13 protein-coding genes are annotated in these 12,206 nt (G+C 72.8%); 3 read left to right on the top strand and 10 right to left on the bottom strand.

Annotated elements, in window-relative coordinates; translation table 11 throughout:
* Window positions 1-51: 51 nt before the first annotated feature.
* The gene (locus IF43_RS0109270; protein ID WP_030196636.1) at window positions 52-420 is read right to left on the bottom strand and encodes an arsenate reductase family protein; all 369 of its coding nucleotides are present in this window, start codon (window positions 418-420) and stop codon (window positions 52-54) included.
* A gap of 235 nt (window positions 421-655) precedes the next feature.
* Between IF43_RS0109270 and IF43_RS0109265 the strand changes: the two genes are divergently transcribed.
* Window positions 656-898 (top strand): hypothetical protein, encoded by a 243-nt coding sequence (locus IF43_RS0109265; RefSeq protein ID WP_030196634.1) that lies wholly within the window; start codon window positions 656-658, stop codon window positions 896-898.
* Between the two features lie 87 nt (window positions 899-985).
* Here IF43_RS0109265 and IF43_RS40540 read toward each other — a convergent pair whose 3' ends face one another.
* Together IF43_RS40540 and glnA are read right to left on the bottom strand one after the other, a co-directional pair.
* Complete coding sequence (locus IF43_RS40540; RefSeq protein WP_158939255.1) at window positions 986-1,336, bottom strand: hypothetical protein; 351 nt, start codon at window positions 1,334-1,336, stop codon at window positions 986-988.
* 174 nt (window positions 1,337-1,510) lie between these two features.
* Complete coding sequence (gene glnA / locus IF43_RS0109255; RefSeq protein WP_030196627.1) at window positions 1,511-2,920, bottom strand: type I glutamate--ammonia ligase; 1,410 nt, start codon at window positions 2,918-2,920, stop codon at window positions 1,511-1,513.
* A gap of 251 nt (window positions 2,921-3,171) precedes the next feature.
* Between glnA and IF43_RS0109250 the strand changes: the two genes are divergently transcribed.
* Window positions 3,172-3,639, top strand: coding sequence for an RDD family protein (locus tag IF43_RS0109250; RefSeq protein WP_078910019.1), 468 nt, complete (start codon window positions 3,172-3,174; stop codon window positions 3,637-3,639).
* 174 nt (window positions 3,640-3,813) lie between these two features.
* Here the strand turns inward: IF43_RS0109250 and IF43_RS0109245 are convergent, their stop codons facing one another.
* The 5 genes from IF43_RS0109245 to IF43_RS36280 form a co-directional block, all read right to left on the bottom strand.
* On the bottom strand, window positions 3,814-4,515 hold the full coding sequence (locus tag IF43_RS0109245; protein WP_030196623.1) for a DUF4191 domain-containing protein: 702 nt from the start codon (window positions 4,513-4,515) through the stop codon (window positions 3,814-3,816).
* Between the two features lie 19 nt (window positions 4,516-4,534).
* The gene (locus tag IF43_RS0109240) at window positions 4,535-4,723 is read right to left on the bottom strand and encodes a hypothetical protein (protein ID WP_030196614.1); all 189 of its coding nucleotides are present in this window, start codon (window positions 4,721-4,723) and stop codon (window positions 4,535-4,537) included.
* A gap of 290 nt (window positions 4,724-5,013) precedes the next feature.
* On the bottom strand, window positions 5,014-5,961 hold the full coding sequence (gene lipA / locus IF43_RS0109235; RefSeq protein ID WP_030196611.1) for a lipoyl synthase: 948 nt from the start codon (window positions 5,959-5,961) through the stop codon (window positions 5,014-5,016).
* Window positions 5,962-6,110: 149 nt separating this feature from the next.
* Window positions 6,111-6,959 (bottom strand): lipoyl(octanoyl) transferase LipB, encoded by an 849-nt coding sequence (lipB, locus tag IF43_RS0109230; protein ID WP_030196607.1) that lies wholly within the window; start codon window positions 6,957-6,959, stop codon window positions 6,111-6,113.
* Between the two features lie 316 nt (window positions 6,960-7,275).
* A complete protein-coding gene (locus IF43_RS36280) occupies window positions 7,276-7,530 on the bottom strand; it encodes a hypothetical protein (RefSeq protein WP_037887876.1) in 255 nt (84 codons plus the stop codon).
* Window positions 7,531-7,747: 217 nt separating this feature from the next.
* Here IF43_RS36280 and IF43_RS0109220 point away from each other — a divergent pair, with 217 nt between their 5' ends.
* Entirely contained in the window at window positions 7,748-9,184 is a 1,437-nt protein-coding gene (locus IF43_RS0109220; RefSeq protein WP_030196602.1) for a hypothetical protein, read from the top strand.
* 450 nt (window positions 9,185-9,634) lie between these two features.
* Here IF43_RS0109220 and IF43_RS0109215 read toward each other — a convergent pair whose 3' ends face one another.
* Both IF43_RS0109215 and IF43_RS0109210 read right to left on the bottom strand, forming a co-directional pair.
* Window positions 9,635-10,873: an FAD-dependent oxidoreductase gene (locus IF43_RS0109215; protein ID WP_030196598.1), complete on the bottom strand. Its 1,239-nt coding sequence runs from the start codon at window positions 10,871-10,873 to the stop codon at window positions 9,635-9,637.
* Between the two features lie 377 nt (window positions 10,874-11,250).
* On the bottom strand, window positions 11,251-12,168 hold the full coding sequence (locus IF43_RS0109210) for a TIGR01777 family oxidoreductase (protein WP_030196595.1): 918 nt from the start codon (window positions 12,166-12,168) through the stop codon (window positions 11,251-11,253).
* Window positions 12,169-12,206 lie beyond the last annotated feature (38 nt).

The following is a 12,206-nucleotide window of genomic DNA, read 5'->3' as shown; positions in this document are numbered from 1 at the left end:
TGCCGTCCCCCTGACCGCGGCAACGTTACGCACCCCCGGATGAGGGCGGCGTCAAGACGTGCTGCGCGCCATGGCCTCCTGGACCGCCTCGGGCGTGCGCGCGACCACCGCCGTGCCGTCGTCGGCGGTGATGATGGGACGCTGGATCAGCTTCGGGTGCGCGGCGAGCGCGGCGATCCACCGGTCCCGGTCGCCCTCGTCGCGCGCCCAGTCCTTGAGCCCGAGCTCCTTCGCGACGGCCTCCGCGGTCCGCGTGATGTCCCACGGCTCCAGGCCGAGCCGGTCCAGCACGGCGCGGATCTCGTCCTCGGTGGGTACGTCCTCCAGGTAGCGGCGCACGGTGTACTCGGCGCCCTCCTCGTCGAGCAGGTGCAGCGCGCTGCGGCACTTGGAACAGGCGGGATTGATCCAGATCTCCATGCCGGAAACCGTACCGCCCGCCGCCCGCCGCCCGCCGCCCGCCGCCCGCCGCCCCACCGCCCGACCCGGGCCCGCGGCAGGCCCCGGAACCGGCGTCGTGCCGCCCCGCCCGCACCCCCCTCCACAACCGCCCTCGGGGCCTCAACCGGCCCTCGACCAGGGGCGATTGTCAGTGCCCCGCACTAAAATCGAAGCAGTAAGTGACCGTCCGACACCGCCCTTCGGGAGGCTGCCGATGACCGCTTCCACCCTGGTCCCCGTCAAGAAGAAGCCGCTGCCCGCCGGCCTGCCGCGCGAGTGGTACGAGAACCACAACCGCCGGCTGAAGGCCATGCGCCTGGCCATATCCCTGCTCGACTCGGGCACCTACGACGCGAAGCGCGCGACCAACCGGAAGATCCGCACGATGGCGGTCCGCACCGGCATCCACCGCCCGTCCAACACCACCTGCCGCCTGGTCCGCTCCCTCATGAACTGACGGGGCACCATCGTGCCGCCGCCCTTTCCGGGGGCGACGGCTACGACGACCTCACTGTCGGCTCACCGGCGGCCGCTGCCCTCCCCGTTACGAGGTGCGGCCGTCGTTCCGGCTGTCGTTCCAGTACCAGTTCCCGTCGTCGTGGTGGAGGTTGTCGTTCCTGTTGTCGTTCCGGTCGTCAAGTCGGTTGTGGTTCGGGTCGCTCCAGGTTCCGTGGTCGTCGTCCCAGCACCAGCTGGGCCGGTCGTTCCAGTCGCGGTTGCAGCACTCGTTCCACCAGCGCCAGTCGTGCGACTGCCGGGCGTCCTCGCACCACTGCGGCCGGTCGTGGGTCGGAGCGGTCGAGACCGAGGTGGCCGAAGCGCTGACGGCGGGGAGGAGGCCGAGCGAGACCGCGAAGGCCCCGGTGACGACCCCTGCAACCATCCTGCGGCGCATGTCCATGCACCTCCGCACTTGTATCGGTACGTCTGCTTTCACCCCTCTTCCACCCTTACTCCGTCCCGCGGGCCTGTCAAAGCGCGAACGGCCCCCGGCGCCGCTCCGAAGAGCGGGGCCGGGGGCCGTTCGTCGAGCTCAGGCCGGGTTCCCCATCAGTAGGAACCGGCCGTCCTAGATGTCGAAGTAGAGCTCGAACTCGTGCGGGTGCGGGCGCAGCTGGATCGGGGCGATCTCGTGCTGGCGCTTGTAGTCGATCCAGGTCTCGATCAGGTCGCTGGTGAAGACACCGCCGGCCTGGAGGTACTCGTTGTCGTTCTCCAGCGCGGTGAGCACCGCGTCGAGGGAGGTCGGGACCTGCGGGACGGCCGCGTGCTCGTCGGGGGCGAGCTCGTAGAGGTCCTTGTCGATCGGCTCCATCGGCTCGATCTTGTTCTTCACACCGTCGAGGCCGGCCAGCAGCAGCGCCGAGAAGGCGAGGTACGGGTTGGACGACGGGTCCGGCGCGCGGAACTCGACGCGCTTGGCCTTCGGGTTGGAGCCGGTGATCGGGATGCGCATGGCCGCGGAGCGGTTGCGCTGCGAGTACACCATGTTGACCGGGGCCTCGAAGCCGGGCACCAGGCGGTGGTAGGAGTTCACCGTCGGGTTGGTGAAGGCCAGCAGCGACGGGGCGTGCTTGAGGATGCCGCCGATGTAGTAGCGGGCGGTGTCCGAGAGGCCCGCGTAGCCGGTCTCGTCGTAGAAGAGCGGCTCGCCGCCCTGCCACAGCGACTGGTGGACGTGCATGCCCGAGCCGTTGTCACCGAAGATCGGCTTCGGCATGAAGGTCGCGGTCTTGCCGTTGCGCCAGGCGACGTTCTTCACGATGTACTTGAAGAGCATCAGGTCGTCGGCCGCGGCGAGCAGCGTGTTGAACTTGTAGTTGATCTCGGCCTGGCCGGCGGTGCCGACCTCGTGGTGCTGGCGCTCGACCTGCAGGCCCTGGCGGTCCAGCTCAAGGGAGATCTCGGCGCGCAGGTCGGCGAAGTGGTCGACCGGGGCGACCGGGAAGTAACCGCCCTTGTAGCGCACCTTGTAGCCGCGGTTGTTCTCCTCGGAGCCGGTGTTCCAGGCGCCGGCCTCGGAGTCGATGTGGTAGAAGCCCTCGTTCGCGGAGGTGGCGAAGCGCACCGAGTCGAACACGTAGAACTCGGCCTCGGGGCCGAAGTACGCGGTGTCGGCGATGCCGGTGGAGGCGAGGTAGGCCTCGGCCTTCTTCGCGATGTTGCGCGGGTCGCGGCTGTAGGCCTCGCCCGTGATCGGGTCGTGGATGAAGAAGTTGACGTTCAGCGTCTTGTCGCGGCGGAACGGGTCCAGGCGCGCGGTGGACAGGTCGGCGCGCAGCGCCATGTCCGACTCGTGGATGGCCTGGAAGCCGCGGATCGAGGAGCCGTCGAAGGCCAGCTCCTCGCTCGGGTCGAACGCCGCCGCCGGGATGCTGAAGTGCTGCATCACACCGGGCAGGTCGCAGAACCGGACATCAACGAACTTGATGTCGTTGTCCGCGATGTACTTCTTCGCGTCGTCGGCGTTCTGGAACATCCAACTCCTCCTACCCCCGACCCCCGGGGGAGGGGCGGGTTGCGTAGCTCGTGGTGCGTCAGTGCGGTGGCGCACGCTGCCCCGACCATAAGCAGGCGGGATTTCTCAAGCATGACCCATTTGTTTCGCACAAGTTAACCGGAGGACCGTCCGGTAACACGCGACGTCCTCGCTCGCGTACCCCGTCAGGTCGCATTCCATACCCCGTGAGGCCCTGAAGATCGCCCCGGGGTGGCGGGTACCGTGGACGGGTGGACAACAGAGAAGCAATCGGATCGTGGCTCTCGGGACCCCGTGCGGCGGCCGAGGAGATGGGCGTCGACTTCGGGTACCGCGGGGAGCGACTGGGGCTTCCGCAGGACGGTCCCGGCTCCGTCGCCCGGGTCGGGCGGCGCATGGCGGCGATCGCCGTCGACTGGGGCCTGTGCTCGCTGATCGCATTCAGGCTGATCGCCGACGGTGACGTGCAGAAGATGGGCAGCTGGCCGCTGCTGGTCTTCCTCGTGCTCAGCGTCCTGACCGTCGGCACCGTGGGGTTCACGCCCGGAAAGCGGATCGTGGGCCTGCGCGTGGTGGCCGAGGGCGGCGGCCGGCTGAGCCTCCCCCGCGCGGTGCTGCGCAGCGTGCTGCTGGCGCTCTTCGTCCCGGCCCTGATCTGGGACCGCGACGGCCGCGGACTGCACGACCGGCTCGCGAAGGCCGTCCAGGTCCGGATCTGACCGCCCGCCGCTCGTCCCGTCGCACGGCTCTCCTCCGCCGTACCCGGCAGCGGCCCCGTGCCCAGTACACGGCTGTGGCGTGCCCGGTGTACGGCTCTGCGGCGTGCCCCGTATACGGCTGTGGCCCCGGGAACCAGGTTCCCGGGGCCACAGCCGTATACGACGAGGGGGTGGTCAGCGCATCTTGCCGCGCGGCATCCGCGCGCCGCCGCGGCCCGGCAGCGGACCCTTCGGCAGCGGCATGTTGCTCATCAGGTCGCCCATCGCGCGCAGCCGGTCGTTGACCGTGGTGACCTGCGGGCCGGCCAGCACGCGCGGCAGCTTCAGCAGCGTGGTGCGGACCTTCTTGAGCGGGACCTCGCCCTCGCCCGTACCCACGATGACGTCGTGGACCGGGATGTCGGGGAGGATGCGGTTCATCTTCTTCTTCTCGGCGGCGAGGAGGGTCTTGACCCGGTTCGGGTTGCCCTCCGCCACCAGCACGATGCCGGCCTTGCCGACCGCGCGGTGGACGATGTCCTGGTTGCGGTTCATCGCGACGGCCGGGGTGGTGGTCCAGCCGCGGCCCACGTTCTCCAGAACCGCCGCGGCGGCTCCCGGCTGGCCCTCCATCTGACCGAAGGCCGCCTTCTCCGCGCGTCGGCCGAAGATGATCGCCATGGCCAGGAAGGCGACCAGGAAGCCCAGGATGCCCAGGTAGACCGGGTGGTCGATCAGGAAGCCGATGCCGAGGAAGACACCGAAGGTGATGATGCCCACGCCCGCGACGATCAGCCCGACCTTCGGGTCGGCCTTGCGGGTCATCTTGTACGTCAGTGCGATCTGCTTGAGTCGCCCGGGGTTCGCAGTCGCTGCTGCGTTTTCCTTCCTCGCCATAAACCGAAGTTTACGTGTCCTACGGCAGACGGGTAGCCACGGCCTCGAGCGCGTGCTCGGTTTCGACGCGGTCGCTCGCGCGGCGGCGGTCCTCCAGGACCGCGGTCCAGGCGTTGCGGCGGGCGGTGCGCATGAGGACCGACTCGATCGCGTGGAGCGCGTCCTTGACGGTCGGGATGGCGGTGGCGCGTACGGGCGCGGCCTGCATGGTGACGATCCCTTCGTGGTGGCGCTCTGAACGTGGTGTGTGCGGTGCGTGGAGCCATCGTCACTGACTGGTGTTACCAGCGCATGACCCGGCGGTCAAACAGTGATGAAACCTTGATGGTGCGGGTGGGGCTCATGGGGCTGATGTGACGCTGGGTGATCGCCTGCGTGCGGCGGTGTGCGCCATTCCACAGGCGTGGCGCCGAGGCCCGTCGAGGGCGCCGGTCAGGGAACGACGAAGCGGCCCGCAGGGGTTCCCTGCGGGCCGCTTCCGGTCATGTCGGTCGCCGGTCAGGCGTTCGCGCGCTTGTCCATCGCCTGCTGGTACAGGCGGCCGGCACGGTACGAGGACCGGACCAGCGGGCCGGACATCACGCCGGAGAAGCCGATCTCCTCGGCCTCCTTCGCCAGCTCGACGAACTCGTCCGGCTTCACCCAGCGCTCCACGGGGTGGTGCCGCGGCGTGGGCCGCAGGTACTGGGTGATGGTGATGAGCTCGGTGCCGGCCTCGTGCAGGTCGCGCAGCGCCTGGCTGATCTCCTCGCGCTCCTCGCCCATGCCGAGGATGAGGTTCGACTTGGTGACCAGGCCGTACGCGCGCGCCTTGGTGATGACCTCCAGCGAGCGCTCGTACCGGAAGCCCGGCCGGATGCGGCGGAAGATCCGCGGCACGGTCTCGACGTTGTGCGCGAAGACCTCGGGGCGGGAGGCGAAGACCTCCTCCAGCAGCTCCGGCACCGCGTTGAAGTCGGGGGCCAGCAGCTCGACCTTGGTGTGGCCGCCCTCGCGACCGGCGGTCTGCTGGTGGATCTGGCGCACGGTCTCGGCGTACAGCCAGGCGCCGCCGTCCTCGAGGTCGTCGCGCGCGACGCCGGTGATGGTGGCGTAGTTCAGGTCCATCGTGACGACGGACTCGCCGACGCGGCGGGGCTCGTCGCGGTCGAGGGCCTCGGGCTTGCCGGTGTCGATCTGGCAGAAGTCGCAGCGCCGCGTGCACTGGTCGCCGCCGATGAGGAAGGTGGCCTCGCGGTCCTCCCAGCATTCGTAGATGTTCGGACAGCCGGCCTCCTGGCACACGGTGTGCAGGCCCTCGCTCTTCACGAGGCTCTGCATCGCCTTGTACTCGGGACCCATCTTCGCCCGGGTCTTGATCCACTCGGGCTTGCGCTCGATGGGGGTCTGGGCGTTACGGACCTCGAGGCGCAGCATCTTGCGTCCGTCGGGTGCGACTGCGGACACGACCGGCTCCCTGTGACTTTTGATTCCTCGGCGCCCACCAGGGTACGCCCGTTATTCGTACGCTCTTACGTCCGGCCAACCTGAGACTGCGCGGAGGCATTCCCGGGTCGGACCGGGGACCGGCCTACCCGTCGGTAGGTCCGGTCGGGTCAGGCCGGGGTCGCCTCGGGGGCCGGGGCGGCCGCGGGCTCCGCGGAGGCCCGTGCGGCGGGGTGCGGCACCTCGCGCGGGGCCAGCGTCGCGTCGGCCATGACCTCCGCCAGGTGGCGTTCGGCCACCGGCAGGACGTCGGCGATGGTGATCTCCTTGCCCAGTTCCTCCGAGAGGGACGTCACACCGGCGTCGCGGATCCCGCACGGGATGATCCGGTCGAACCAGGTCGCGTCGGGATTCACGTTGAGCGCGAATCCGTGCATCGTGACGCCCTTGGCGACGCGGATGCCGATGGCGGCGAGCTTGCGGTCCTCGCGGCGCTGGCCGGCGTTGGAGGGGGCGTACTCGGGGCCGTTCAGCCGCGGGTCGAACTCCTCGTCCGCCAGCCGAGGGTCGAAGTCCAGCTCCAGGCCGCCCGGGGACGGGCGCTGGTCCACCGGGTCGCCGAGCACCCACACGCCCGACCGGCCCTCGACGCGGGTGGTCTCCACGCCGAACTCGGCGGCGGTGCGGATGAGGGCCTCTTCGAGGCGGCGCACGTGGGCGACCACGTCCACGGGACGCGGCAGCTTCATGATCGGGTAGCCGACCAGCTGGCCCGGCCCGTGCCAGGTGATCTTCCCGCCGCGGTCGACGTCGATGACGGGGGTGCCGTCCAGCGGGCGCTCGCTGTCCGCCGTGCGGCGGCCGGCGGTGTAGACCGGCGGGTGCTCCAGCAGCAGGCAGGTGTCGCCGATCTCGTCCGCGAAGCGGGCGGCGTGGACCCGGCGCTGCTCCTCCCACGCCTCGGTGTACTCGACGGACTCCGAACCGAAGCCCAGACGGACAAACCGCAGCTCAGCCACCGCAGCGCCTCCTCGTTGAAACGGCTGTGCGTGCATACCGCACCCACCCAGGGTACGGCGGGCCCTCGCGGGGCCCCGGGGCGGGCCGCCGGGGGCGGGGAGGGGCACGTCCGGGGAAGGGCCGAGGTGCGGGACGCCGGACAGCGTCCGAGGTCAGGGTCCGAGGTTCAGGGACCGAGGTCAGGGGCCGAGGTTCAGGGACCGAGGTCAGGGGCCGAGGTCAGGGGCCGAGGTCCAGGGACCGAGCTCAGGGACCGAGCTCAGGGGCCGAGCTCAGGGACCGAGCTCAGGGGACGGTCGAGGTCAGGGGTCGAGGTCAGGGGCCGATCGCCGGGGCCGGTTCCGCGAGCTCCGGCGGGAGCTGCGGCCTGCGCCGCCGACCGCGCGGGAAGTCGGGGTCGTCCTCGGCCCGGGGCAGCGCCCGGTGCCCCTCCGAGTGGTCGTTCACCCAGCCGCACACGCCGCACGCGTAGCGCCCGTCCAACCCGGCGATCAGGGTCCCGCACCGGCGGCACTCCGCCTCGGTGATCTCCGGGGCCTGCGGTGCGTGGACGGGGTCGTGCGGGTTCATGCCCGGCAGCGTACGCAAGGGCGTAGGGGTGATCCGTAAAGGGGCGGGCGAGTTCTTCGCACGATCGGATGAATGTGGGGCAGAGCGGGCGGGAAAGGCCGGGATGGCCGCTACATTCACGCCGTTCACAGGGCCGGGCAGGGCCCGCAGAGGACCGGGCAGTGGTCCGCACAGGACCGGGCAGCAGCGGTCCGGAAGTCAGGAGACCGTGGAGCCGATGACGGAACGACCCCCGCAGCGCGTCCCCAACCGGCAGCTCGCGGCCCTGATCGCGGAAGCGGGCTTCTCCAATGCCGGGCTGGCCCGCAGGGTCGACCAGCTCGGCCTGGAACACGGCCTCGACCTGCGGTACGACAAGACCTCCGTGACCCGGTGGCTGCGCGGGCAGCAGCCGCGCGGCACCACCCCCGCACTGATCGCGGAGGTCTTCACGCGGCGCCTCGGCCGCCGGCTCTCCGCCCAGGACCTCGGCCTCGACGCCTGCGCCCCGGTCTACGCGGGCCTGGAGTTCGCGGCCACGCCCGAGGAGGCCGTGGACATCGCGAGCGGGCTGTGGCGCAAGGATTCCGGAAGCCACGCCGAACTCCGCAAGATCGCCTTCACCCCGGCCGGCCTGGTCGTCCCCAGCCGCGACTGGCTCATCGGCCGCCCGGACGAGCGGGTGGGCCGCGGCGACTCGGCCGTCGCGCGCGTCCCCGGCCAGGGGCGCTTCACCGTGCCCCGGCAGCGGGCCGTCGACCGCGGGCCCGGACAGCGCGTGACCGGCGGGGACATCGCCGCGCTGCGCTCGGTGGGCGAGCTGTTCCGGACGCTGGACCAGGCCTACGGCGGCGGGCACGCCCGCCAGGCGCTGGTGCGCTACCTCGAGCACGAGGCCGAGCCGATGCTGCGCGGCACCTACGGGGAGGCGACAGGGCGGCGGCTGTTCGCAGCCGCCGCCGACCTGACCCGGCTCGCGGGCTGGACCTCGTACGACATCGCCGCACACGGGCTGGCCCAGCGGTACTTCGTACAGGCGCTGCGGCTCGCGCAGGCCGCGGGGGACCGGCCGTACGGGTCGTACGTCCTCGTCACCATGAGCCGGCAGGCGGTCTACCTCGGGCACGGCCGGGAGGCGGTGCAGCTCACCCGGGTCGCGCAGCAGGGCGTGGGCACCGGCGCCCCGCCGGTGGTGCAGGCGCTGCTGCACGCGGCGGAGGCGCGCGGGCACGGCGTGCTGGGCGAGGTGCGGGCGTGCACGGCGTCGCTGGTGCGGGCCGAGCGGACGCTGGGGGCGGCGCGGCCGGGGGACGACGTGCCGCACTGGGCGCGGTTCTTCGACGAGGCGCAGCTGGCGGACGAGTTCGCGCACGCGCACCGGGACCTCCAGCAGTACCGGGCCGCGGCGCAGCACGCCGAGCGCTCCCTCCAGCTGCGCGCCCCCGGCTACGCGCGCTCCCGGCTCTTCTGCCGCGTCGTACTGGCCTCGGCGCGGTTGGGGCTGGGTGAGCTGGACCAGGCGTGCGCGCTGGGGGCGGAGGCTGCGCAGCAGGCCACGGAGATGCGGTCGGTGCGGGCGGTCGAGTACGTGCGGGACTTCGAGCGGCGGCTGGAGCCGTACCGCGACGCCGCCGCCGTCCGCACGTACCGCGACCGGGTCGCCTCCTTGCCGTAGACCTGGCGCTGCGCGCCGGGTGCGGTCAAAAGCGGGCACCGCTCTCCGGTGCCCGCGCGCAGGCCGACCGCGTCGCTCCCCCCCGCGGGCTGGATCTTCCGGCCCCTCCCGTCCCGGTTCCGGGAGTTCCAGCCTCGCCGGCGTTTGAGGCGCGGGTCGGGGGCGGAGCCCCGGGAGGCCGGCGCGGGGCGCCGGGTGGGTCCGGGGCGGAGCGCCGGGTGAGGTCTGGGGCGCTGGGTGGGTCCGGGGGTCCGGGTGGGTCCGGGGGGCCGGGTGGGTCCGGCGCGGGGCGCCGGGTGGGCCCGGGGCGGAGCCCGGGGAACGGGGGAAGGGTGGAGGGTGGGTGGGGGAACCGCCCCGCAGGGCCGCGGCGTTGCCCGGCCGGCCCGGGGCGCCGGTGGATCGCCACGACCCCGCCCGGCGAAGGGGCGGACCGGGAGACGGGCCCGCTCAGGCAGCCGCAGGCATCGGCACCGGCGGCTCCGCGGCCGGCACCCCGAAGTCACGCAGCACCGACTGCACCGCGCGCCGGGCCGAGAACAGGGCCCCCTGGACCGTGTTCGTGTCCCGGTGGTCGCCGCACACGTACAGACCCGACAGCACCCGCACCGGGCGCCGCAGATCGTGCGGCGGCGGCATCGCCGGCACCGCCTCCCGCGTGTGGTGCATCGCCAGCGGTTCCCACACGGCCGCGCCAGGCCCGTACAGGAACGCCAGGTGCGCCCGGACGACCGACTCGGCGGGCGGCCGCCCGAGCACGGTGGAGGAGACCAGCGCCCGTCCGGCCGGGGCCCGCAGCGGGTCGACGGCGGACATGACGGCCGAGTGCGCCACGGGCCCGCGCCCGTCGCCCTCCAGCAGCAGCGACGCGTCCAGCGGCGCCGCCGCCCCCGCCGGCACGGTGTGGTGGAACACGCTGACCTCGTGGAACTCCGGCACCCGCAGCCCCGGCAGCAGTTCCGCGGCCGCCCGCGCCCCCGTGGCCAGCAGTACTGCCCGGCACCGGAAGTCGCCGTGGTCGGCGGTCCGCACCACGCTCGTCGACACGGACCGCACCCGTACCCCGGTGCGCAGCGTGCCGGGCGGCAGCCCCGCCGCCAGCAGGTCGGGCAGGGCGGCCGCGCCGCCCTCGGGCACGGCCAGCCGCCCGCGCGCGAAGCCGCGCAGCGCCAGGTCCGCGCACCGGCTGGACGTACCGAGCTCGGCGTCGCTGAGGAGCGTAGCGAGCAGGGGCTTGAGGACCCCCGAGAAGGGGCGCGGCAGGGCGGCGAGGGCGGTCCGCTCGGGCCGCGCCAGCAGCCGGTCCACGGGTACGGCGGCCAGCCGGGCCAGCGCCGCGTTCAGGAACGAGCCGCTGGCCAGGGCGCGGGCGGCCGTGCGCGTGCCGCCGACCCGCTGCTGCCGGCCGCCCTCCCCGCAGACCAGGACGCCCGGGGTGAACGGCCGCAGGACGAGGCCGGTCAGCCCCGGAGTGCGGCTGAGCTCCGGGTACGAGGTGTTGAGCAACTGGCCGATCCGGTCGAGCCGGAACCCGTCGACGGTCTCGGTGGCCATCCGGCCGCCCGGTCCGTCCGCCGCTTCCAGCACGGTGACGTTGACTCCGGCGCCGATGAGGTGGTGCGCGGCCGCGAGTCCGGAGACTCCCGCTCCCACGATGACGACGTCCGCGTGATGTGCGCTGCTGAGCACGTGCCCCTCCCCGAGGTCGGCGCGGCTGGTGTGGGGATCCTCCTTCCCCCAACGGGCTCCAGCAGAACCCGAGTCCGGTACGAGAATGGGCGCAAGTCCGGTCGCATACGGTCGCACGCCGGTCGCACGGCGGTCGTATTCGGTCGGCCGTGGGCGCGCGGGGTGGCTGGTACTGGTGGGGTGGGGCGCAGACGCGGGTGGGGGTGTCCGGTGGGAGGGGTGTCCGGTGGGAGGGGTGGGCGAGAGGTCAGGAGTGGGTCGGGTGCGGGCCGTGGGGAGCGGGGCGCGGGGTAGGGCCGCGGGGTTGGGTCGCGGGGCGCTGGCCGCGGGGTAGGGCCGCGGGGCGTCGCGGCGAGTGCCGCGACGACGCGCCCGCGTCAGCGTCGGCTGTGGTCGGCGGCGTTCTCGTCGAGTGCCGCCCGCAGGGCGGACTCGATCGTCCCGTCCGTGAACGCGAAGCTGGCGGCCACCAGCCGCTTCGGTACCGCCCGCTGACTGCCCAACACGTCCTGGGCGAGTTCGCCCAGGACGAGCCGCAACGCGAACTCGGGTACCGCGCACACCGTCGGGCGGTGCAGCACGTGCCCCATGGCCGCGGTCACCTCGCGGTTGGTGGCCGGCAGCGGACCGGTCAGGTTCACGGGCCCCGCGAGCGCCGAGTCCTCGATCAGGAAGCGCAGCGCCGCGATGTGGTCGCGCAGCGAGATCCAGCTCCAGTACTGGCGCCCACTCCCCAACCGTCCGCCCAGCCCCAGCCGGAACAGCGGCCACATCCGGCCCCACGCCCCGCCGGAGCCCGACACCACCAGGCCGTTGCGGGCCAGCACGGTCCGCACGCCGGCCGCCGCGGCCGGGGCCGTGGCCGCCTCCCATTCCGCGCACACGGTGGGCAGGAAGCCCGCTCCCGCGGGGGACTCCTCGTCCAGGACCCGGTCGCCCCCGTCGCCGTAGTAGCCCACGCCCGAGGCGCTGACCAGCACGCGCGGCGGGTCGGGCAGCGTGGCGACGGCCTCGGCGATGGTACGGGTGCCCAGGACGCGGCTGTCGCGGATCTCCTTCTTGTACGCGTCCGTCCACCGGTGGTCCCCGATCCCGGCGCCCGCGAGGTGCACCACCGCGTCGCAGTCGGCCAGGCCGGGCTCGGCGACGTAACCGCGCTTGGGGTCCCACGTCAGTTCGTCGGGAGCGGCGGGCGGCCTGCGCACCAGCCGCACCACCTCGTGCCCGTCCGCCCGCAGGGAGCGCACCAGCGCCTTACCGATGAGCCCGGTCGAACCGGTGACAGCGATCCGCATGCCCGCATCCTGCCCCAGTCGGGGGGTCTGTGTGGGGG

Origin of the sequence: Streptomyces sp. NRRL S-87, assembly GCF_000719335.1 — a bacterium.
GTDB lineage: Bacteria > Actinomycetota > Actinomycetes > Streptomycetales > Streptomycetaceae > Streptomyces.
The sequence above is the reverse complement of the archived record's forward strand: the minus strand, read 5'-3'. Positions and strand labels throughout refer to the sequence as shown.

Excerpts from the sequence above, each read along its gene's own strand:
- IF43_RS0109220 (WP_030196602.1), top strand. The coding sequence starts at position 7,748 with ATGACGGAACGACCCCCGCAGCGCGTCCCCAACCGGCAGCTCGCGGCC.
- IF43_RS0109240 (WP_030196614.1), bottom strand. The coding sequence starts at position 4,723 with ATGCAGGCCGCGCCCGTACGCGCCACCGCCATCCCGACCGTCAAGGAC.
- IF43_RS0109210 (WP_030196595.1), bottom strand. The coding sequence starts at position 12,168 with ATGCGGATCGCTGTCACCGGTTCGACCGGGCTCATCGGTAAGGCGCTG.
- IF43_RS0109270 (WP_030196636.1), bottom strand. The coding sequence starts at position 420 with ATGGAGATCTGGATCAATCCCGCCTGTTCCAAGTGCCGCAGCGCGCTG.
- IF43_RS0109265 (WP_030196634.1), top strand. The coding sequence starts at position 656 with ATGACCGCTTCCACCCTGGTCCCCGTCAAGAAGAAGCCGCTGCCCGCC.
- IF43_RS36280 (WP_037887876.1), bottom strand. The coding sequence starts at position 7,530 with ATGAACCCGCACGACCCCGTCCACGCACCGCAGGCCCCGGAGATCACC.
- glnA (WP_030196627.1), bottom strand. The coding sequence starts at position 2,920 with ATGTTCCAGAACGCCGACGACGCGAAGAAGTACATCGCGGACAACGAC.
- IF43_RS40540 (WP_158939255.1), bottom strand. The coding sequence starts at position 1,336 with ATGCGCCGCAGGATGGTTGCAGGGGTCGTCACCGGGGCCTTCGCGGTC.
- IF43_RS0109245 (WP_030196623.1), bottom strand. The coding sequence starts at position 4,515 with ATGGCGAGGAAGGAAAACGCAGCAGCGACTGCGAACCCCGGGCGACTC.